General features: G+C 44.1%; 19 protein-coding genes. 10 read left to right on the plus strand and 9 right to left on the minus strand.

Translation table 11 applies throughout. The annotated features are described in order from the left end of the window. Positions 1–24: 24 nt before the first annotated feature. Complete coding sequence (locus NST85_RS27180) at positions 25–864, minus strand: DUF2785 domain-containing protein (protein ID WP_127193696.1); 840 nt, start codon at positions 862–864, stop codon at positions 25–27. Then, positions 861–1580 carry an HAD family hydrolase gene (locus tag NST85_RS27185; protein ID WP_127193697.1) on the minus strand — a complete coding sequence of 240 codons (720 nt, stop codon included), beginning with the start codon at positions 1578–1580 and terminating at the stop codon, positions 861–863. Before NST85_RS27185 ends, NST85_RS27180 begins: the two co-directional genes overlap by 4 nt. 267 nt (positions 1581–1847) lie before the next feature. On the opposite strand from NST85_RS27185, the gene NST85_RS27190 reads away from it, so the two are divergent. Further along, on the plus strand, positions 1848–2507 hold the full coding sequence (locus NST85_RS27190) for a TetR/AcrR family transcriptional regulator (protein ID WP_170220237.1): 660 nt from the start codon (positions 1848–1850) through the stop codon (positions 2505–2507). A 64-nt stretch (positions 2508–2571) separates the two neighbouring features. After that, on the plus strand, positions 2572–3600 hold the full coding sequence (locus NST85_RS27195; protein ID WP_341190897.1) for an alpha/beta fold hydrolase: 1029 nt from the start codon (positions 2572–2574) through the stop codon (positions 3598–3600). Positions 3601–3623: 23 nt separating this feature from the next. Here the strand turns inward: NST85_RS27195 and NST85_RS27200 are convergent, their stop codons facing one another. Continuing rightward, positions 3624–5933 (minus strand): ATP-dependent DNA helicase, encoded by a 2310-nt coding sequence (locus NST85_RS27200; RefSeq protein ID WP_341190898.1) that lies wholly within the window; start codon positions 5931–5933, stop codon positions 3624–3626. Between the two features lie 315 nt (positions 5934–6248). Here NST85_RS27200 and NST85_RS27205 point away from each other — a divergent pair, with 315 nt between their 5' ends. After that, positions 6249–7601 carry a GH1 family beta-glucosidase gene (locus NST85_RS27205; protein WP_341190899.1) on the plus strand — a complete coding sequence of 451 codons (1353 nt, stop codon included), beginning with the start codon at positions 6249–6251 and terminating at the stop codon, positions 7599–7601. 93 nt (positions 7602–7694) lie between these two features. Here the strand turns inward: NST85_RS27205 and NST85_RS27210 are convergent, their stop codons facing one another. The 5 genes from NST85_RS27210 to NST85_RS27230 form a co-directional block, all read right to left on the minus strand. Then, positions 7695–9023, minus strand: coding sequence for an IS3 family transposase (locus NST85_RS27210; RefSeq protein WP_341188377.1), 1329 nt, complete (start codon positions 9021–9023; stop codon positions 7695–7697). Between the two features lie 126 nt (positions 9024–9149). After that, entirely contained in the window at positions 9150–11687 is a 2538-nt protein-coding gene (locus tag NST85_RS27215; protein WP_127193702.1) for an ABC transporter permease, read from the minus strand. Between the two features lie 4 nt (positions 11688–11691). Beyond that, positions 11692–12378, minus strand: a complete 687-nt coding sequence (locus tag NST85_RS27220) for an ABC transporter ATP-binding protein (RefSeq protein WP_127193703.1) — start codon at positions 12376–12378, stop codon at positions 11692–11694. Positions 12379–12443: 65 nt separating this feature from the next. After that, positions 12444–13550 (minus strand): sensor histidine kinase, encoded by a 1107-nt coding sequence (locus tag NST85_RS27225; protein ID WP_341190900.1) that lies wholly within the window; start codon positions 13548–13550, stop codon positions 12444–12446. Then, a complete protein-coding gene (locus NST85_RS27230; RefSeq protein WP_127193705.1) occupies positions 13543–14235 on the minus strand; it encodes a response regulator transcription factor in 693 nt (230 codons plus the stop codon). Before NST85_RS27230 ends, NST85_RS27225 begins: the two co-directional genes overlap by 8 nt. 251 nt (positions 14236–14486) lie before the next feature. Here NST85_RS27230 and NST85_RS27235 point away from each other — a divergent pair, with 251 nt between their 5' ends. Next, positions 14487–15359, plus strand: coding sequence for a YitT family protein (locus tag NST85_RS27235; protein WP_127193706.1), 873 nt, complete (start codon positions 14487–14489; stop codon positions 15357–15359). A 221-nt stretch (positions 15360–15580) separates the two neighbouring features. On the opposite strand, the gene NST85_RS27240 is transcribed toward NST85_RS27235, so the two are convergent. Then, positions 15581–16669: a serine hydrolase domain-containing protein gene (locus tag NST85_RS27240; protein WP_127193707.1), complete on the minus strand. Its 1089-nt coding sequence runs from the start codon at positions 16667–16669 to the stop codon at positions 15581–15583. Positions 16670–16872: 203 nt separating this feature from the next. Here NST85_RS27240 and NST85_RS27245 point away from each other — a divergent pair, with 203 nt between their 5' ends. From NST85_RS27245 to NST85_RS27270, 6 genes are all read left to right on the plus strand, one after another. Further along, a complete protein-coding gene (locus tag NST85_RS27245; RefSeq protein WP_127193708.1) occupies positions 16873–17991 on the plus strand; it encodes an ABC transporter substrate-binding protein in 1119 nt (372 codons plus the stop codon). A 140-nt stretch (positions 17992–18131) separates the two neighbouring features. Further along, on the plus strand, positions 18132–19085 hold the full coding sequence (locus NST85_RS27250; protein ID WP_127193709.1) for an ABC transporter permease: 954 nt from the start codon (positions 18132–18134) through the stop codon (positions 19083–19085). Further along, entirely contained in the window at positions 19082–19879 is a 798-nt protein-coding gene (locus NST85_RS27255; protein ID WP_127193710.1) for an ABC transporter permease, read from the plus strand. The genes NST85_RS27250 and NST85_RS27255 overlap by 4 nt, the downstream gene beginning before the upstream one ends. Continuing rightward, entirely contained in the window at positions 19876–20982 is a 1107-nt protein-coding gene (locus NST85_RS27260) for an ABC transporter ATP-binding protein (protein ID WP_127193711.1), read from the plus strand. The genes NST85_RS27255 and NST85_RS27260 overlap by 4 nt, the downstream gene beginning before the upstream one ends. 3 nt (positions 20983–20985) lie before the next feature. Beyond that, positions 20986–21768, plus strand: a complete 783-nt coding sequence (locus tag NST85_RS27265) for a DeoR/GlpR family DNA-binding transcription regulator (RefSeq protein WP_127193712.1) — start codon at positions 20986–20988, stop codon at positions 21766–21768. A 24-nt stretch (positions 21769–21792) separates the two neighbouring features. Continuing rightward, entirely contained in the window at positions 21793–22680 is an 888-nt protein-coding gene (locus tag NST85_RS27270) for an alkaline phosphatase family protein (RefSeq protein WP_246054289.1), read from the plus strand. Positions 22681–22726 lie beyond the last annotated feature (46 nt).

Raw genomic sequence — 22726 nt, forward strand, 5'->3', positions numbered from 1 at the left:
CGGGGTTTTTCTTATACCACCTTATTAAACGAAGATATTTAACTTTGCTTCTGTTTTAATTATTGCATCCATAAGTTCCGTCCCACGATTGTGATGAAGCAGTCTGAAATAAAGACTGCGTAGGAAATTTTTCGTATTCGTACGGGTCATATACAAACTGCGGCTCCGCGGCCAGTCGCAGCATTGCTCCAATTGGCCAAACCAATCAGTAATCAACGAAGGCGACAGCAGATCATGTTCAATTATAGTAACAACGATGCTAGCAATACGGTCGTCCTCATCGTCACTAAAAACATACCGCCCGTTATACAGCATTCCCTGAATTGCAGCTAGCACTTCTAGCTGCACAGCTTCATCGCTTTCCACGCACCGCACTAACTCTTCCAAGGCATCCGCCCCATGAGCTGCTGCATGAGCCCAACCGCCCTCGGTCACATAACCTCGTAAATCCTTTTCTTCTATGTAGTATCCAATCAGACGTTCTTTCAAGTGTGTGAATTCAGATAGGTCCAGAAAAGGTTGCTCTATATGCCGCTGCAATATCAAAACCACAACAAGTACAGAGAACGTTCTTGTAAATACACTCGGATCTTCCTCGCTACCCAAATGATAAAACAGATGTTCATCGTCGATGATAACAGATAAGATCTCTCGAAGCTCCGCGTCATTAAATAGCTTTTTCTCACCGATCCATCCGGCAAAAGTAGCGTAAATGAGATTGTCACGCAACTCCGGCAAAGGGTCCCCAATATACTTCAGCATCAGCTTTATGTAATCCCACAATACTTCACCCTCATTTAGCATATAACCATTATCTTCGATTCTTTGCAGATCAACCATCAATTCTTCTCTTATGTCGTTCATGCTCTCGTCTCCCATCCTGGTATCTTTCGCAAGTTACCGTCCCATATTTGCACTTTACTTGTTACTTCTAGCCCTTCTGGCGATGAATTGGAATGGATATAACAAGCATCGATCCCAGCTCTCAGGGCCCCTGCCATGTCGGTTCTTGGGTCATTGCCGATCATGATTGCCGAGGATAAGTCGACTTCATAGGTAGTCCTTAGATAATCAAAAAATAGCGGATCCGGTTTACTTATCCCTGCTTCCGATGATATGGCAATCCCATCAAACAAATCGTAAATACCCAATACCTTTAGCTCAGCCTCAACAAACGTCTTCTGCCCGTTCGATAGGAGATACACTCCTTTACCTTTAGACCGTAGAGTATTGAGAATCTCGATAACCCCATCATAAAGAGATAGATGTCGCATACTCAGGATACGTAACCAGTGTACCGTTTCATCCAGCCAATCCTCGTTTGGCTCACCATTTAGATCACGTACGATAGCGGCAAAGACGTTCTGCATTACGAAATCAGGGAACTCACAGTGCTGCGCGGCCGCCTTCATCTGAACTTCAATCTCCTGAGCCACACGACGGCACAAATCCTCCCCCGTAGTATCCATCCCATAGTACCGGAAATGAAAAGCCATAGCCTCCCACACTTCTGGGCTCTCTTCCTCCGTATGAATATCAATTAACGTACCATATAGATCAAAAATATAATTCTGATACACTACGTCCCCTCCAACTTGGATCTATGTACTCTCTACAACACACTTTGGAATATTATGTACTTACACTATAGTATCATGGGTACTTCAGGCAATACATATGACAAATATACTAAAGAACGGTAGGTGATATTTCACGAAGGTAACACCAATAAGTTCAACGGAATTGGGCCTCCTTTTCTTTAGCTTGAAAATAATTTGTTTACTTACTAACGAACGTTAGTTAATATAGTTGTATTGGAAAAAATTATGAATTACGAGGTATATGATATGAACCCACCGCTAACCCCGCATACTTTTGTAGATATCCATAATAATCCTATGAAGAACGCAACCAAGGCCTCCATTCTTCATACATGTATCGAACTCTTTGCTCATTCTGGATATAGCGCGGTCTCCATTCGTGAAATCACACGTAACGTTGGGATTAAGGAAAGCTCTCTGTATAATCATTTTCGCAATAAGAATGAAATCATCGAAACCATCTATACCAACTACCGAATGGAGCTCGCGCGGATTCTACCTTCCATGGAGAAAGTAGATGAGTTAATTCCACTGATGGAGCCAGAAGTATTCATGCAGCAGGGATTTACTTTATTTAAGATGAGCTACAATAACCCTACATTTGAGAAAATGTGGCGAATTGTTCAGATCGAACAGTTTCGTGATGTCCGCGCTAGAGATATCTATCTGAACGACATCTGTAACAACACACTTCTTTTCGTCGAACAAGTATTTCAGAAACTCATCAACATGGGCAAAATGAAACCCTTGGATCCTACCGATTTAGCCGCAGCTTATCAATACCCCGTGTTTGCGATGATGATCGAATATTATATTTTGAAATGTGATCAGAAGGATACAAGTCTACTCGAGAAACGAATGAACAACCATATTCAACAATTTTTCCAGAACAACTTAACAAGTTAGGGTGTAACGGATCGAGGTTGGGAGAAATAGAGCTACATAGATACATTACAGAGGAGAATGTTACATGGGCGTTTTTTGGGCAAAGAGAGACTTTGTCGTTCCCCCTACCGGGATCAGCAAAGTCGAGCAGCTTGTTATTGGAGGCATACAGCAGTACGTGTTAATTCAATCGGAGAATATCAGTAATCCTATCTTGTTGATGCTCCATGGGGGCCCCGGCCTGCCTGTTCCAGGTGTATCGAATCGCTCCAGAGATTATGCGTTAGCGACAACAACCAAAGACCTAGTCAAACATTATACCCTTGTATTCTGGGACCAAAGAGGTGCTGGCAAATCTTACGCACGCAATATTCCTGAAGACTCGTTTAACGTTGCCCAATTTGTAGCGGATGCCAAAGAAGTCGTCCAGTATCTCAAAAACCATTTCCATAGAGATAAAATATTTATCGCCGGCCACTCATGGGGAAGTATTCTTGGCTTACGGTTAGCTTATGAGAATCCAACTGATTTCTACGCTTATATCGGTATTTCACAATTGATTAACTGGGCAGAGAATGACGTCTTGTGTTTACGTTGGGCCTTGGATAAAGCGATAGAAACAAACAACCAAAAGGCAATCGATGAGTTAACGAACTGCGGAGAACCACCTTTTGTAACGAGTGTAGAGCAATGGACAACGGTAAGAAAATGGCTCGCTAAGTACAATGCCATGATCTACTCTGATGATCGAGTGAAGCATCCCGGTATGAAGCTAGCTTTCAGCATACTTATGCGGTCCCCTGATTACTCTATCCGGAATATTATGAATACGTTCAAAGGCTTTGGGGCCAGTTACACACAAACGATGATCGAGGATTTTGCAACGATTAATTACAAAAAGGAGATCACGCGAGTTGATATCCCTGTTACTTTCATTCATGGGAGCAAGGATCTCCAAGTTTACGGCGAGCTTCTAGAACGGTACTATCAATCGCTAGAAGCTCCCGCAGGCAAGCAACTCATATGGATGGAGCATTCATCGCATATGTTTCATCCCGATGATGCTAGAGCAATAGAAAGGGAGATCATTAAGCTTAAGCATTTGAGCAACTAAGCGCATAGGCATCGCCTTTGATCTCATCTATCTCGTGCGCCCTTTCCAACCACCATACGGTCACGCCATTCCGCCGGTAACAGTGCTGCATAATGTGGCTGGAGATAGCGGTCATCTACCAGTACGATTACACCATGGTCATTTTCAGAGCGGATGAGCCTACCTCCGGCTTGCAACACCTTGTTCATTCCAGGATAAACATAAGCATAGTCGAATCCATCCTTGCCTACCTCATTGAAATAATCCCTAATAATATTGCGCTCTAAACCGATTTGAGGCAATCCTACACCTACCACAACCACTCCTGTTAGCCGATCACCTACCAAGTCGACACCTTCGGAGAAGATTCCTCCCATCACTGCAAATCCTATAAGCGTTCTCCGGTTTTCCGCATCAAATGCAGACAGAAACCCATCTCGTTCCTCTTCCGATAAATTGCCACGCTGTAGTAACACTCTGGCATCAGGTTCTTTCTCCATAAAGGCTTCGTATATCTGGTTCATATAGGCATATGACGGAAAGAAGAACAGATAATTGCCCTTCCGTTTTGTCGTCAACTCCAATAATAATTGAACCAAACGGCTCTTGGTTACTTCCCGATCATGATAACGAGTCGATAAAGGCTCAAGATGGACATCTAATTGCTCCGGGCTAAAGGGTGACGGAATCGAAAGACTATAATCCTCTTCATCAGCCCCTAGCATGTCCCGATAATATCCTAGCGGTGACAACGTAGCCGAGAAATAGATGTGCGAGCGAAAGCTCTTACCCACTTCCCCCAGTAGATATGAAGGGTCCAAGCAGAATAGCTTGATCGAAACCTCCTGTTGAATGACCTCCACATACGTTACGTATCGTTCATCATATAGCTTGCTAATTCTCACAAAGTTCTGGGCGGCAAAATAAGTCTCCAACAATAGCGGATTCTGCTCGGTAAAGCCCGTGTTCGCTAGCTCCTGCTCAGCCTGTAACACAAAGGATTCTATCAACATGATCAGTTCCACTGGCGGTTCTTTGAGGATAAGAGGTTTGTCTTCTGCCTGCTTCCGGAGCTTAATGAAATAGGCATTTATCGCTTTGGTTACATCATAAATCCCACTGTTAACCTCTTTATATTCCTGCTTTAGATCAAGAAAGCTTAGTTTATTTAAGGTGCTAGAGAACATCTCTCTTGCCCGGTCCACCAAGTTATGAGCTTCATCAACCAACAGTGCGGTTTGATTCTTCTGCTCGGCAAACATTCTTTTTAAGGATATGCGTGGGTCAAAAATATAATTGTAGTCGCAAATGATCGCATCGGAAGCGTAGGAGACATCTAGCGAAAATTCAAACGGACATACGCGATGCTTGCGTGCATACTCCTCGATTACTCCCCTACTCATTCGCGTTTCATTAGATAATATATCTAGTACTGCTCCGTTGATTCGGTCATAATACCCATCGGCGTATTCGCAATCTTCTTTGCGGCAGCTAACTTTCTCTTGAAAGCAAATTTTCTCCTTCGCCGTAAGGGTCACGGTATGCAGATGAAGTCCCTTAGATTGCATTAAGACGAAGGCTTCCTCTGCAGCAGTCCGAGTTGTAGTACGAGCAGTCAAGTAGAATATCCGCTCCAACAACCCCTGGCCAATCGCTTTAAGTGCAGGGAAGGTCGTAGATATCGTTTTCCCAATACCCGTAGGTGCTTTGGCGAACAGACTAACGCCCTCTTCAATTGTCTTGTAGACTGATCCCGCCAGCTTCCGCTGACCCGCCCGGTATCCTGGAAATGGAAATCCGAGGTCGAGAATGCTTTGGTTTCTATTAAGCCTATGCTGTTGAGACATCTCTGCATATGGGACATATTGCTTCACGACTTCATAGACAAAACTCTCTAGCTCTGGAAACTCCAGTGTTTGCATAAATCGTTTCTGCTCTTCCACATCCAGATCTACATAGGTTAATTGAATATTCATGGTGGGAATCCCATGCTCTTTAGCGTGCATATAGGCATAAAACTTAGCCTGCGCCCAGTGTACCGGATACGACTCTTCAGTGATCAAACCGATGTCCGCTGCTGTTGATTTGATCTCATCTATCGTATATGTCCCCTCTTCCGAGAGTAACAACCCATCACAACGCCCATCTATGATAAAGAGGAGATCCCCATAAGGTATCTCCGCCGATAAATATACTTCACTCTGATCTAATTCACCGTATTGTTTCTGTAGCTTCTGGTGTGCTTTCGTCCCCTCAACCATAGTACCTGTACTGCGGAAGCCGCTCTCCAAACTCCCACTACTAAATACATATTCCACTAGAGGTCTCACTGCAATCTTTATCGGGTCACCCATATAATCCACCTGCCGATTCAATATACTTACAGAACGTTAGTTCTATTAGTATACCATGGATTTGCCCTTATTCTTGTCTTTAAGTGGACGCTCGAGACACATCAATTCTATACTCTTTCTTCAAATATTTATGAATACGTATAAAACCCTCTTTGGTAAGTTCATCTAAGCGTTTGCCCTGCTTCAATTAACGCCCCAGAATAATTCTGATGGCCTGAGTTGCATTTGTTAGATCATTTGTTATTGTATATGTTATTTTGTTATTTGTTGTATTATGATTATATATAACAAATAATAACAACGTAGGAGGCTATCATGAGCTTCAATTCTAATTTTGTCTGGGGTGCCGCTACAGCGGCCTATCAAATCGAGGGTGCAGCAAGCGAAGATGGTAAAGGATTATCTGTATGGGACATGTGTGCCCATATTCCAGGCTTCGTCAAAGGTAACCACACGGGAGATCACGCATGCAACCACTATTACCGCTATAAAGAAGATGTTCAATTGATGAAAGAAATCGGACTGCAAGCGTATCGGCTATCGATTTCTTGGCCACGTGTACTGCCAGATGGAACAGGTCGAATCAACGAGAAAGGTCTCGATTTCTATGACCGTTTAATCGATGAGTTATTGGAGAATGGAATTACTCCCTATGTGACACTATTCCACTGGGATTATCCTCATGAACTATTCAAAAAAGGTGGATGGCTAAACCCGGACAGCTCTGATTGGTTCGTAGAGTATACTCGGGTCATTGCAGATCGGTTGTCCGATCGTGTCACGAATTGGTTCACGCAAAATGAACCGCAGTGCTATATCGGCCTTGGTCATAGCAATGGAACCCATGCGCCAGGCCTGAAGCTCGGACAAGCCGAAGTGTTACAAGCAACTCATAATTCCTTACTTGCCCACGGCAAAGCCGTGCAGACTCTGCGACAATACTCCAAACAACCTTGTCAGATTGGCTATGCTCCTGTTGGGATTACTTCATTTCCGGAGACAGAGACTCCAGAAAATATTGAAGCCGCTAGAAGACATACTTTTAGCATTACAGAGCCTACATTTTGGATGAACACATGGTATATGGACCCGGTTTTCCTTGGCCATTATCCCGAGGATGGATTAAAAGTATTTGAACCATGGCTGCCAACTATCAAACCAGGCGATATGGAGACCATCAACCAACCGCTCGATTTCCTTGGACTTAATATTTACCATGGAACCCCAGTGAAGATGGGAGCAGATAGTAAGCCTCAACTCATCGGTAACCATGTCGGCTATCCGCAAACCTCTATGCGCTGGACTGTGACACCGGAATCGCTCTATTGGGGACCTAAGTTTTTCTATGAAAGATACGGCGCCCCAATCGTAATTACAGAGAATGGTATGGCGAACTTAGATTGGGTTAACTTAGACAAACAGGTTCACGATCCACAGCGTATCGATTATATGCATCGTTATTTGCAAGAGTATCGTAGAGCCGCCACGGATGGTGTCGATGTAAAAGGATACTTCTACTGGTCATTCATGGATAATTTTGAGTGGGCAGAAGGATATAATGAACGTTTTGGACTAGTGCATACGGATTACCGCGATGGTAAACGCACGATCAAAGATTCCGGCTATTGGTATCGTTCAGTTATCCAGAGTAATGGAGAGAGTTTATAATTATCTAACATTAATAAAAAGATGGCCCTTGCTGAGACGCAATAAACTGTACCCCTTGTCAAGGACACTTAAAAAAGAAAGAGCTATTGATGTTTAAGAGGCTGACAAAAGATGATTCCTGTACTGTACAGGAGTCATCTTTTGTCTTCCCCACTGATATCTGTGATGGTTGTAATAACGAATATATCGATTCACTTGACGTTGAAGTTCAAGGAAGGAGGAGCAACTTCGATGATCCACATGGTCCTTCATGTGACCAAAAAAGGATTCTTGAGGAGCGTTATCCCAACAGTTTCCGCGTCTAGACATAGACTGTCCTAGACCATGATCTCTCAACAGTTTTTGGTAGACTGGGCTGGTATAGTGACTTCCTTGATCGGAGTGAATGAATGCATCCGTATGCAGTTTTACATTTCGTTGCTTTAAAAGACCATCTACCGTATCTGTGGCAATGTCGAGCGTGATCCGATCGGATAGGTTATAAGCTAACACCTCTCCTGTCGATGCATCTAGCAGGGTAGACAAATAGGCCATCTCAGAGCGGCCATAAGGAAGGTAAGTAATATCGGTGAGTAGAACCAGTCCAGGAATCTCTTTTCTGAAATCTCGTTGTAGGAGATTAGGCAGCGTCCGGTGTTCCTTCGTGGCTTTAGCAATGCGTTTATACGGGTTAGGCTTACGGTGAGGACATACCAAATTGAATTTTTTCATAAGTCTGCTAATTCGCTTCAAGCTATAAGTGACCTTAAAGTCTTGCTTTAAGACCATCTTAATCGAGCGTGCACCCTTTTTGAATCCACGACGGTTGAATGCTTTTTTTACGAGTTTTCCGGCTTCTTCATCACGTTTAGCACGTTCTAGACGTGCATTTGTGGATGCGAGATAGTTGTAGTACCCTGAACGAGAAACCTGAAGGAGCTCGCATAGATATCCCGTCAGTCTACTAAATCCCTTATCTACCGTGTTCTTGATGAGTTCAAACTTAACGCTTATGCTTCGCTTTATTCCGCTGAGTAACAGCCTCCTTTCGTTCTTGTCTAACTTTTTTAACAGTTCAATTTGAGACTCGAGCAGATTGATTCGTGCCTCTTGTTTCGCAATCACTTCTTCCGAGGTTAGTTCTCTTTGAAGAGGACGACCAGAAGCACCCTTTCGGTTATCTAATAACCCGATAATCCCATCCCGGCTATATGCCTTTTTCCATCGATCTGCACTCTGCTCCACGCGTGTCATACCAATGATATGGACAGGAAGACAATGGCACTCAAAGATCTCTCTTGGCAATTTACCTATCATAAGCTCTTCTATGAATAACCGCTTAAACTCGTCTGTAAAGGTAATTGATCTTTCACTAATTTTGCTTACATAGTTATTCTTAAGTAAAAGTATTTGATCTGCTTCACTAAAAAGTTTCTTACTCATGTCATCCCCCCATGCTTACTCTAGTATACAAAAGTACCCACAGCCTAGACACCTTTTTTTCAAAGTGTCCAGTCTATGGGTACCAGTTTACAAAGGCCATCTTTCTTATAATTCACATAACCTTGTCTATTCCGCCACACGCAGTCTTTCGACGATTGTGGACTTGGATAACATGCGATAAGCGGTAATCGTTACGATATAGGCGATCACCATCAGGATAAGGATAACAGCAACAATCGGCCATGCATTCATGCGGAATACGGTCCATGCCAGATTATCCGCTAAAGTCTTTGCGATCTGATAGGTCAGGAACATCCCAAGTGTCCCAACAATCAGGGCTGTCAATAAGATGCTGTAAAACCCTTCATACACCAACATCCTTTTCATCTGCTTCTTGGTCATTCCGATACTCTCCAAGGTAGCAAATTCATTACGACGAGAGACCACCCCAGTAATAACGGTATTGATATAGTTCAGCACCCCGATTAGTCCAATGATAAAGCTTAAACTATAACCTACCGTTTTAAATACAGTCATAAATCCAGCCATTTCCTGCCTATAATCTTCTCTGGATCTCACATTAAGGCCCTTTGTAGCCTCAGCAACAGCCCTGACAGTGCGGTCCACTTCATCCAGCTTAGCTGGGTTTACATGTAAGGTAACGGAGAGAATCTGCGCGTCAGCAAAGGTGGCTTTCATTTCATTAGCCGGCAAATAAACATTAAAACCGAAAGGTGAATACCTTTGGGCTCCCGCCGCATAAAACGCTTCCTGCTTGAGCACTGCCATGACCTCATAGCTTTTACCCATGCTTCCCAGCTTGATCTTATCACCTGGGTGATAGTAGCTGGCATTTACATCCTCATCTAGTATCGCTTCCGTAATCATGACATAATCACCAGAATCAAACTTTGCACGATCAAACGTACCTTCCATGATCTCCTTCTGCTTCAGTACGTCATACCAGCCACCTTCAATCCCATGCAACTGTAGGCGTATAACCCCACTTTCCAATGTTTCAGCAATAGCAGGATGTGGCTCGGCAACAACAATCAAAGGTTCCAGTACAGATCTGATGGTATCATCTATTGGTAAACCATCCCATTGATAATAGACTTTATCCAGACTCTCTACGCCATCAATCTTACCCAAAACGTCGGTAACCTCTTCCGTCAGCATATATTGATCTACTTCGCTATTCCTACTTCCCGCAAAAGACTCTTCCTTCATTACAAGATCACCTGATATAAATGTATTCAAATATTTATTTACATCGAAGGATGAAATCACTGTGAAGATAATGCTGAACAGTATAATGCTCAGGGACAAAGAGGCAAGCATTAGGAATAATTTCTTTTTATTTCTAAGGATGTTACCCAGCGACATTCTGGACAGTTTGGCCCCGTTTACCGATCTCTTCGTTTTTTTTCTGCTGCCACCACTGCTTATCCCAGCATACCTAACGGCCTCTACAGGTGAAATCTTCGATGCGGTTCTACCCGGCTTACTGGCGGCAATCCGAACCGTCATATATGAGAATAACGCGGCGCCAATGAAAATGAGCGGATTAACCGAATAACTAGCTTCCATCTCAGTCATAGAGAAAGAACTTGTCATCATAGGCGTTATCCAGCAACCAACCCCATATCCTGCAGCCAAACCAATAGGTAGCGCAATAAGGTAAAGTCTATTGGCCTGGATCGAGATGACCTTCCTGAGCTGCTTCGGTGTAGTTCCAATGGTCTTCAGTAGACCATAGAATTTAATATCCCTGACGACCGAGATATGAAAGATATTGTAGATGAGCAGATATCCGCTCAGCATAATGATGAAGATCAGTACAACATACGGAATGATATTGGTCCAATCTTCAAATATAGAGACACTGGCATAGGCCCAATTCACCCCATAAGGCGCATCTATTCCAGTATCCGATAGCACCTTCTTTACTTTCCCCTCGATGTCCAAAGAGTTATTAAACATCACATCAAGTCTAATTGTATTGGTATACGAACCGTCTGCCTTCGATATTTCCGTGTCGATGTCGGCGATATTCTTCTGAACAAAAGCTTCCGATACATAGGCCAAACCGGACATAGCGACATACTGATCGGCTTCGAAATAACCGGACACTACAAAGTCTTGTGAAATGACTTTATCACCCATAGTGCCATCTATGTCGATATCCAGATTCACCTTAGTTCCTATCTCATGAGGAGCTCCCAGCAAATCTAGCTCCCAGGTATTCATAGCTATCTCATTTTCTTCAGAAGGCAGCCCACCTTCAATGAAGTGTATAAAGCTGTGTTTGAAATGGTTCTCGTCAACAAAGTTAATCTCTACCCGATTGTTCTTGAACACACCACTATTAATATCACCAACCACAGTAGCCCTACTATATTCCTTGATGGAAGGATGCTGAATCAGCTTAGCAACTTCATCCTGGTTCAGATACTTGAATCCGCCATGGAAGTCACTACCTACCGTTTTCATACTGGCAAGCTCCATGGACTTATTAACGCTTAGCGCCATTGTAAATACCGAAGTCAATAAAAGTGTGGTGAGCACAATGGCACACACAATCATGAGGTTGCGCATCCGATTCGCCTTTAAGCTCTTCCTTGCAATATTCGAAACACTCTTTCCGTTACCTGTAGAAATCATGAGCTCACCTCCTACCAGCTTCGGAGCGGCTTGCAATTTGACCGTCCTCAATTCGGATCACTCTATCAGCGGTTTGGGCAATCCCTTCGTTATGGGTGATCATTACGATCGTTTGATTAAATTTCTGACTCATTTGTTTCATGAGGATGAGCACCTCTTGGCTTGTCTTGCTATCCAGATTCCCCGTAGGTTCATCTGCCAAGACAATAGAAGGCTTAGTGGCTAAGGCTCTGGCAATCGCCACTCTCTGTTGCTGGCCCCCGGACAAATTCGCTGGAAGATTGTTTACCTTTTCCTTTAGTCCCAGTGTCTCAATGACCTGATTCACATATCCTTTATCCACTCTCGCACCGTCCAGCTCAATCGGAAGTACAATATTTTCATAAACATTAAGGATAGGAATTAGATTATAACTTTGAAAAATAAAGCCTACGGATCTCCGTCTGAAAATCGTCAGCTTGTCATCATTCATATCAAAGAGATCGTTTCCGTCCACATATACTTTGCCTTCCGTCGCCCGGTCCAACCCTCCGAGCATGTGAAGGAGCGTGCTCTTCCCACTTCCGCTTGTGCCAACGATAGCCACAAACTCCCCCTTCTCTACCGTTAACGAAATACCATCCAGCGCTTTGACAACATGATCACCTTGACCGTAATACTTCTTTAAATCTTGTATTTGTAAGATTGACATAATGCTATTCTCATCTCCCTATTGAAAAAAGGTCCGTACCCTGAGCTAGGTACAGACTAAATCTATCAAATCAATCTAACATTCCCATGTCTGAAATATAACAGTGTTGACACAATCATATGAGTAATTACATTCGCAGCAAGTAGACGGAAAAAGTCGATCCCTGCCCCACGGTGGAAGAAGCCATGATATATGATATATCCTCCTTGAGAGTTAATGATTTCTCTGGCTAGAAATAAACCGATGCCTACGCCTTCATATTTCGATGTCGCCTTGCATCTATAAAAGCGCTTGAATATATCATTAAGCTCACTATTGTCTATTCCGATGCCTGTATCTGAGATATCTATACGGGTGAACATCTCATTGGCTTGTGCTGCTATATGTATTTTACCTGTTGTATCACTATATTTAACTGCGTTATCCATGATATTGAACAGGGCTTCGCTTGTCCATTTCATATCGTGCCGTGCAGTAATGGCTTGATCACAATCTATCGCTATTTCAATATTCTTGTGTTCCGCATGGGTATATACTTGCGACACCGCTTTGCTAATACTCTCAATGATAGGGTTGATCGTGGCGTGAATTGAAATGATTCCCGTCTCTAACCTGGACAATTTGATCAGGGATTGGATCAACCAATCCAACTTGTCCGCTTGCGACTTAATTTGCGTCACGAACCCCTGAGTATCCTCATCTAGCCCGGAATGAGAATGCTCATCCAGAAGCTGACTGTATAGCACGATGTTCGCAAGCGGGGTCTTAGTCTGATGCGAGATATCAGATATCAGCTCTTTGATCTTGTTTTTCTCAGCTTCTACCTTTTTATCATGAGTCGTAGATAGATCAATATAACGGATTAATTTATTTTCCAGGGATGAAATGTTGGTCTCCATGTAACCTGTGACCCGATCCTGACCGTTAATAGCCCCATCAATCACATCATCCAGGTTATTAACCACGCCAGCAATTCTGCATTTCAGACTCCAAACGGAGGCTCCTCCAACCACAAATACAATCACCAAGAACAGAACCGACATCCAAACTATTCTACTGTTGAAACCGACTGTATATAGTATTGCACCCGTATACCCTATTACCAGTACTGTTAGCAAGATAGAGAAGACCAGATAGACTCTATTAAAATAATACTCACCGTTCTTATTCATGCGCATTCCCTTCTGCCCATACGTACCCTAGACCATAAACCGTTTTGATGTACTTAGGTGAAGAGGGTTCGTCTTCAAGTTTGGAACGTAATCTTCTGATGGTCACAGTCAAAGCATTCTCATCGACGAACTCCGCTTCATGCGTCCAAATTCTATCCATCAACTGCTCCCGCGTCAGAATGTTACCCTTATTCGTCACAAGGATCTTCAATAACTTCTGCTCTGTCTTGCTTAGAATCACGGCTTGATTACGACTACGAAATTCCATCTTTCCAAAATCAAATGTCATATGATCAAGGGTCAGCTTGTCCTCATTATGTTGATCGGATCTTCTTAGTACAGCCATCACCCTAGCCCGTAGCACCATTAAGCTGAAGGGTTTGGTTATATAGTCGTCTCCTCCAAGCTCAAAGCCAGTCACAATATCACATTCCATATCGTTTGCGGTCAGAAATAATATAGGAACCTTCGATACCCGCCGTATTTTCTCACAGAAATCGAGTCCACTACCATCTGGGAGATTCACATCGAGTATGATCAGATCGATTCCACCATTGGCAAATAACGTCTCTGCGGTTGCCAAGTCATAAGCTTGCTTGATCTTAATATCGTCTTGGGCTAGCGTGAGCGCAATCCCTTTATTCAAACTGATATCGTCTTCTACTATAAGTAATGTTGTGTCCATGTGATTGCTCCTTGAACAGACTTATTTCACTTGATTATACTGGTTTTTGCACTGTAACGTTGTGCGGAAAAGATATATTTATTATGTGTTTTGGGGAAACCATAAGTAAGCATCCATTGGTATGGTCAAATTTTCCTAAATATTTGTTTTATCGTGATAAATATTATAGTGAGGTATGCCGATAAAAAAGATAATTTAAACTGATAATATTATTCTATTACATACTCTATTGTAGAAAAGAAGGCTCAGACATGAATCTCACTAAATATCCAGAACTCATACGCAAACCATTAAAGGCTTCCCTCAAACCGGCCGAGGAAGTTGGGGTTATCCTTCTGTCTGCCCTTCTTGTCGCAGCCGGAGTTAATCTGTTTCTTATTCCACATCAACTCCTGTCGGGTGGTGTAGCGGGCGTTGCATCAATTATCGGCTATTTAACTAACTGGAATATCTCTATCCTTTATTTCATCATTAATGTACCGCTTATTATATGGGGCTGGAAATCAGTCGGGAGACGCTATATCATACTAAGCTGCATTTCCGTCGTAGCCACTACCTGGTTCATGTCCATCATTCCTCAAGTACAAGTAACCAATGATCCAATACTCGGCGCCGTATTTGGAGGAATCATTTCTGCGGCAGGTATCGGATTTTCACTTCGTGTTGGTGGATCAACGGGAGGCTTTGATATCGTCGGATCGATCCTAACTCGCAAACATGATGTGGCGATGGGCAATATTCTATTTATCCTCAATGGAATTGTTATTCTCGCGCTGGGTTTCTTCTTAAGTTGGGACCTTGCCCTTTATTCTATGCTATCTACCTTTGTTAAAGGGAAAGTTGTGGACATGATCCATGTAGGACATATTAAGGTGACCTGCTTTATCGTCACTAAGAAAAAAGAGCAAATGCTCTGCCAATTGCGCAAGCTCCACCACGGGATTACTTGTGTGCACACCGAAGGTGGGTACAGCGAAGAAGAGAATTACATGTTGATGACAGTTACAACTCGTTACGAACTGGCAGCCGTCCGTAAAACGGTAGTGGATACCGATAATCAAGCCTTTATGAATGTGGTCCAATCCACTGAAATTCTCGGTCGTTTTGCCAGACCACTCAAATAATATAGATCTGCATACGAAAGGGTACACCGTCCAAATTGCGACGGTATACCCTTTTTGTATACATATATATGAGGAAAATCTAAAAATCAGTGGTTGACACAAACGAATACAACAGTGGAGTTTTGGAGTGATGGTAGCATCCTCCAAAACGTAACGCTGCTTCCCACTATAGGGTCTGTCAACCGCTGATTTTGGTTTTGAGCCATATATGGCTCTTTATTTTAACGCAATGCAGGCAGGATATATTTCTCCATTAATTCATCGGTATTGGCTACCTCGGAGGATCCGGCGTCCGAAGTAATGACAATCACCGTATTCAATTCTGGAATCATCCGTATATGTTGCCCTCTATAACCATTTGCCTCATAGGCGGATATTTTATTCCCTTGTTCATCCTGCATCGTCTTTATCCAAAATAAATAGCCATAGTCAGTATTAGCATCCACATTGATTTGTTTGCGCGTAGATTCTTCCACCCAAGCTTCAGGTATAATCTGTTTCCCTCCCCACTTGCCGTGTTGCAAGTAAAGATATCCTAGCTTGGCCATATCCCTTGGTAGCATAGACAAATTGGTACCACCATTGTACATCCCAGTTGAGTCCTGCTGCCATTGATAATCTACAATATCCAATGGGCCGAACAGACTTTTGTCGGCGAATTCTTTCGTAGACATCCCTGTTGTTCTAGACAATACCGCTGACAGCATATGTGGAAGACCCGTACTGTAACTAAAAACAGCTCCCGGAGCAGTTACCATCGGCTTATCCATTGCAAATTGAAGATAATCCGGGCTCACAATCCAATTCTCGAAATCATCGTCTACTGTGGCAAGCCCCCCTGACAATGTTAATGCATCATGCAGCGCAATATCCATTTTCTGCGGATCCGATTGTTCCGACATCTCCGTCAGCACCGAAGATAATTTCTGATCTGTCCCCGTAAGATATCCTTGATCGATGGCGATTCCAGTTAATGCAGAAATCACACTTTTGGTAATAGAATATACACCGGTTGTTGTCTCGCCGTTCTTCCAATCGAAATACTTCTCATACACCAAATAACCATTTTTAATAATGAGCAGACTGTATAAGCTAGTATAATTTGCCTTGATCTGCTCTTCAGCTAGATTCAATTTCTCCTCGTTCAGCCCCTGCTCTAATGGAGTTGACTCCGGCCAAATAAATTCTTTCACCTCATTCTGATCCAACTGCTCCACACTGTCTGCTGAGTTTTGCTCGTTCTGCATACACCCAGATAATATTGTTACCATCAGTAGAATGAACATGGTGATCCATTTAAATGTTCTCATGGGACTCTCCTTATTGGAAAATAGTGGGTTTACTTTACTATATATATGGCAACCCACTTTGAACAAGGTGTAATACTACTTTTACATACTACAATCTTTACGTTGAAACTGGGAAAACAATACACCATTAAAGTTAAATCTATACAGAAACAACAACAATCATGAAATAATCCACAAATCTAGTTTGGGAGGAAAGAGAATCCATGAAAAAGAGATGGTCAAAAGGTACTGGGGTCATTCTAACACTAGCGTTGGTTACGATGCTGTCCGCTTGCTCAGGAGGAAATAAGAATACTGCCGCCGTTGCTGAAGCAGGTGGAAACTCCACCGATAAGGTGATTAGTCTGGAGGAACTGACCAAGCTAGCTAAAGAAGAAGGCCAAGTTGTCAGCGTGGGGATGCCGGATAGTTGGGCGAATTGGAAAGATACTTGGTCTGATATGAAAACGAAGTATGGAATCGACCATCAAGATACGGATATGTCCAGCGCTGAGGAAATCGCCAAGTTCGACGCGGAGAAAAATAAACCAACGGCCGATATCGGCGATGTTGGAGTAGCCTTCGGTCCTGTAGCTGTGTCAACCGGGGTAACACAACCTTACAAAACCGCAAATTGGGATGAAATTCCGAGCTGGGGTAAAGATGCCGATGGACATTGGGTCGTAGGTTATCAAGGGACCATCTCTTTTCTAACAGATAAAAATTTAGTGAAAAACCCGCCAACAAGTTGGGAAGATCTGAAAAATGGCGATTATAAAATCGTTGTCGGAGATGTGACCAAGGCTGCCCAAGCACAAATGGCAGTTCTAGCAGCGGCGATTGCATTTGGTGGGGATGAAAGCAATATTGAACCCGGCATTAAGTTTTTCGAAGATTTGGCCAAACAGAATCGCATTTCTTTATCCGAAGCAACTCCTGCCAACATCGAGAAAGGTGAAGTTCCAGTAACCATTCTCTGGGATTTCAACTCACTGGGCTACCGGGATCAATTCGACAAAGAGCGTTTTGAAGTGGCGATACCTAAAGAAGGCAGCGTAGTTAGTGGTTATGCGACCATTATTAATAAATACGCACCACATCCTAATGCCGCAAAACTGACTCGTGATTATATTCTAAGTGACGAAGGCCAAATTAATTTGGCTAAAGGATACGCTAGACCGATTCGAGCGAGCGTTAAGCTTCCAGAAGACGTTGCCGCTAAACTACTCCCTGCAGATCAATATACAAGTGCTAAACCCGTTGGCGATTACAAGGTTTGGGAAGAAACAGCGAAGACGTTGCCGCAACTTTGGCAGGAACGCGTTCTTGTTCACCTAAATTAATACTCAATTGACCTCTTCAAGATACAAGTAAGCCCGGGCTAGCCGGGTCCGCAGTGGCGCCTTCGTAAGGGGGTGCCTCTGCTATTTTGCGAATAAAAATAAGCTGTTGGTCCACTATTCCAGAAATGTGGTGATTCGTAATGAAAAAGAAACGTGGCAGACGCGCTTTGATCCTGCTTGGCCTCTTGCCGTTTGCCTTGTTAATTATAGGATTCCTGCTTGTTCCCGTATTTTCGATGCTAACGGGGAGCTTTATGAACGATAGCGGAGATGGCTTTAGCTTAGATCAATATGTTACCGCCCTAACCAACGCTTTTTATTTCAAAGCGATCCAGAACAGTGTACTCATTGCCTTGTTCTCCAGTCTTGCTGGCATTATAATCGGCGCATTAGCCGCCTATTCTATTACACTCTTCTCCCCTGCGGTTCGAAACCGTATCCTGTTGATGTCCAACATGACTTCCAATTTCGCAGGAATTCCACTTGCCTTCGCTTACATCATTCTGCTTGGAAACAACGGGATCTTCACCCTACTGTTCCATGAATGGGGCTGGGATATCTTTGCCGGATTTAATTTATATAGTTGGACGGGATTGACACTGGTCTATGTATATTTCCAGATCCCACTGGCGATTCTGCTCGTCTACCCTTCCTTCTATGGCATCCGTGAGCAGTGGCGTGAAGCGTCTTATTTACTCGGGGCCTCCCCCGTCAAGTTCTGGATTACAATTGGTCTGCCTTGTATCGCTCCCGCACTACTGGGTACGCTTGGCATCCTCTTTGCCAATGCGATGGGAGCATACGCTACCGCCTATGCCCTCGTAGGAAGTAACTACAACCTGTTGGCTGTGCGAATCAGCTCACTTGTCACGGGTGATGTCGTCACTCGTCCACAGCTCGGTTCGGCGCTGGCTGTACTTCTAGCGGCAACCTCCATCGCAGCCGTATGGATCAACAGTATGATGACGCGCAAAGTCGCAGCTTTTACATCTGGACCTTCGGAGTCACCCCAGTCCCCGCGCACTAGACTTTTTCAAACCAGAAAGAAAGTCTCTACAGACCAGAAATCCCTAACAGGGAGGGAATCAGCATGACTCGTAAAATGGGATATCACCGGATACTCATTAGTTTCCTGCTACTCTATTTGCTACTCCCGTTAATCGCAACAGCGCTATACGCTTTTGCTGGTAAATGGGATCATACTATACTACCTGAAACTTGGACGCTCGACTGGTTCCGGCAGATGTCACTCGACGCTAGGTTCCTAGAATCGTTATGGAACTCCTTCTATCTGTGTGGCATTAGCGTGCTACTCAGTCTAATTATCATGCTACCTACCGTCTTTATCGTCACCGTTTATTTCCCACGCTGGGAGTTTCTTTTCAAAAGTATGGTGATCCTCCCCTATGCCGTTCCTGGCATTGTTGCTGCGGTTGGTCTCATTCGTACTTACTCTAGCGGTCCAATCGCTATTTCCGGTACACCCTATATCCTCATTGGCGCATATTTTGTGGCTATTCTACCCTACATGTATCAAGGACTGCGTAACAGCATGTTGACCGTAGATGCCCCCGCACTGCTAGATGCAGCAGAAATGCTAGGTGTGAGTAAAATAACCGCTTTCCGTACTGTGATTCTCCCCAATATTCTGCCCGGTATCACGGTCTCGATCTTGTTATCCTTCTCCGTGCTCTTCGGTGAATTTGTGCTCACTAATATGTTGGTCGGTGGGCAAATTGAGACGGTTCAGATCTATTTATATAATCGCCTATCGGAAAGTGGACATTTGGCTAGCACCATCGCCATATTATATTTCTCATTTATTCTACTCGTTTCCATTGGCTTAACGAAAATGGGCAACTTCATGAAAGGGGGACTCCGCCTATGAGCTACTTACAACTTGCAGGCATTACGAAAAGGTTTGGTGGTAATACCGTGTTAGACAATATACACCTGAGTGCAGTTAAGGGGGAAATGATTACCCTACTTGGCCCTTCTGGCTGTGGTAAAAGCACTCTGCTTCGCTGTATATCCGGGTTAACCGAGATTGAAGCGGGTTCTGTTGTACTGGAAGAACGCGAACTCACCTCCCTGGCTCCTCGCGACCGCGAAGTAGGCATGGTGTTTCAATCGTATGGGCTGTTCCCCAATCTCAGCGTAAGTGAGAATATCGGCTACGGCTTGAAGATGAAAGGAATCAAAAAAGAACAGCGAACGAAAAGCGTGAATGAGCTACTAGAGTTAGTCGATCTATCGGAGAAACATCACGCCTATCCTCATGAACTTTCAGGCGGACAACAACAACGGGTAGCCCTGGCGAGATCGCTTGCTATGCAACCTAAACTGATGCTACTGGACGAACCGCTTAGTGCACTTGATGCCAAAATTCGCAAGAATTTACGCATGGAGATCCGCCAATTACAGAAACGACTGATGATGACGATGATCTTCGTTACCCATGATCAAGAGGAAGCGCTGATGATCTCGGATCGGATCTGTGTCATGCGAAATGGAGTTATTGTTCAAGAGGGCAGCCCTGAGCAGATTTATTCAGCTCCACGTACAGAATTTGTTGCACGGTTCATAGGTAACTATAACGTGCTGGAACCTGAACAAGCAGCACGGCTAGCAGGCCTAGCCAAAGTTCCTGATATTAGCTATGCCATCCGGCCTGAATCTATTATCCTGTTGCCGGGGGAAGGTATGCCATCTACTTGGAATGGTTCCCAAGAATTTATCGCTGCCACTACCCTCTCAGGTTATGCCACCCCACCCTTTTCTGGTGGTGATATTCCACTGTACTGGACAGGCAAAGTAGTCTCTATGACTATGCTTGGTAACATTCTTCGGTATAGTGTGGAATCGGAAGGTGTTCTATTATCCGTAGATATTCTGGCTGGTCAAGGTACTTACCGCCCGAGTGAGCAATCAGAGGTTACGTTATGTGTCTATACTTCGCAATGTATCCCTCTGGAGAAGGATGGTGCCTAATTATTGTCCATTCTGGCAGAAGAACGTAAGTTGATCATTCTGGAACAGTTAAGAAGTGCTGGGCAAGTGAAAGTACTGACGCTCGCGGAGCGGCTCGGTGTCTCGGAGGAAACGGTCCGTCGTGACCTCAAGCAATTAGAAAATGACGGACTGCTAAATCGGGTGTATGGCGGAGCTATCCCCCAGAAATTTAGCAACTACGAGCCACCGTATCTCCAACGTCAAGCCATATATAAAGAAGATAACCAGCGGATCGGGGAGGCTGCGGCCGAGTTAGTGAAATCCGGCGATACGATCGCTATTGATGTCGGTACCACCTTACTAGAATTCGCCAAGGCAATTCAAGGTCGTCAGCGCCTAACGATACTAACGAATTCACTCGCCGTGTCCTTTTGTCTGATGGAGTCACTTAATATGGGGCGTTTTACAGGTACGGTTATTATTATCGGCGGCGAATTAAATCCTCAGCAGCAATCACTCTCGGGTGTCATTGGAGAAGAGATGATGAAGCAGTTCAATGTCGATAAGGCATTCCTCTCCGCAGGTGGGATAACCACCGAACGGGGAATCAGCGACTATGATATCCATGAATGTCGCATGTCTAAGCTATTTGCTCAATCGGCAAATGAAGTCATTGTACTCGCAGATCATAGTAAGCTTGGCAAGGATGCTTTTGTACAGATCATTCCCCTGGAGGCCGTAAATACCATCGTTAGTGACACCTCTCCTCCAGAGCCCTGGCTTCCCCTACTGAACGACTATCAGATGGCTTGGATTCAGACCTAATTCTTATCGAAGGGAGATAATATAATGGTGCAACAACGTGTACATGGTAAAATGCTGGGGGAATCTGTAGGACTCGGGCCCCGTCTGATTACTGTTGTTCTTGACGGCCTCCGCTATCAAGGGGCTACACAGTGGCTTGGTTATATAGAACATATGGTGGAAAAGGGGCAGGCGGCTCGCTACAAAGTGATCTCGGAGCTTCCTAGTTTGTCACGTCCCCTATATGAAGTATTACTTACAGGGACACCCGCTTATATGAACGGAATAACCACCAACCAGGTTGTAAGACTTAGTGGAGAGGAAAGTTTGTTTCATTTGGCAAAAAATGCGGGTTTAACCACTGCAGCAGCTGCGTACCATTGGGTGAGCGAGCTATATAACAAGGCGCCGTTCAATCCACTACGGGATCGCCATCAACATGATGAGCAGCTCCCCATTATGCATGGATCATTCTATTTCGAGGATCAGTATCCTGACTCCCACTTGTTTGCCGATGCTGAATTCCTGAGGCAGGCCTACAATCCAGACTTTCTATATGTACACTCGATGAACATTGACGATGCCGGGCATCGCTTTGGTGGTGGGAGTAAAGAGTACGAAGGCTCTGTCCGTATCGCAGACAGTATTCTGGCGTTGGCCGTACCTCAGTGGATTGCAGCCGGATACACTATACTCATCACAGCAGATCACGGTATGACCGTATCGGGCCAACATGGTGGAACAACACCGGAAGAACGTGAGGTTGCATTATATGGAATCGGACGTCCCTTTACTCCTGGTGTATATGATGAACCTATCCCCCAACTGGCCATCGCCCCGCTCATGGCAGGTCTACTGGGACTTATGCCTACCGTGAGAATGACGCCGTTTCTGATCCCCGGCTTACGTCTACCGGCTCCAAGTGGTGTATAATCAGGCCAACTCACATAAAGAAGACATCCCGTTATACTAATGGGAT

Origin of the sequence: Paenibacillus sp. FSL K6-2524, from assembly GCF_038005525.1 — a bacterium.
Lineage (GTDB): Bacteria > Bacillota > Bacilli > Paenibacillales > Paenibacillaceae > Fontibacillus > Fontibacillus anaericanus.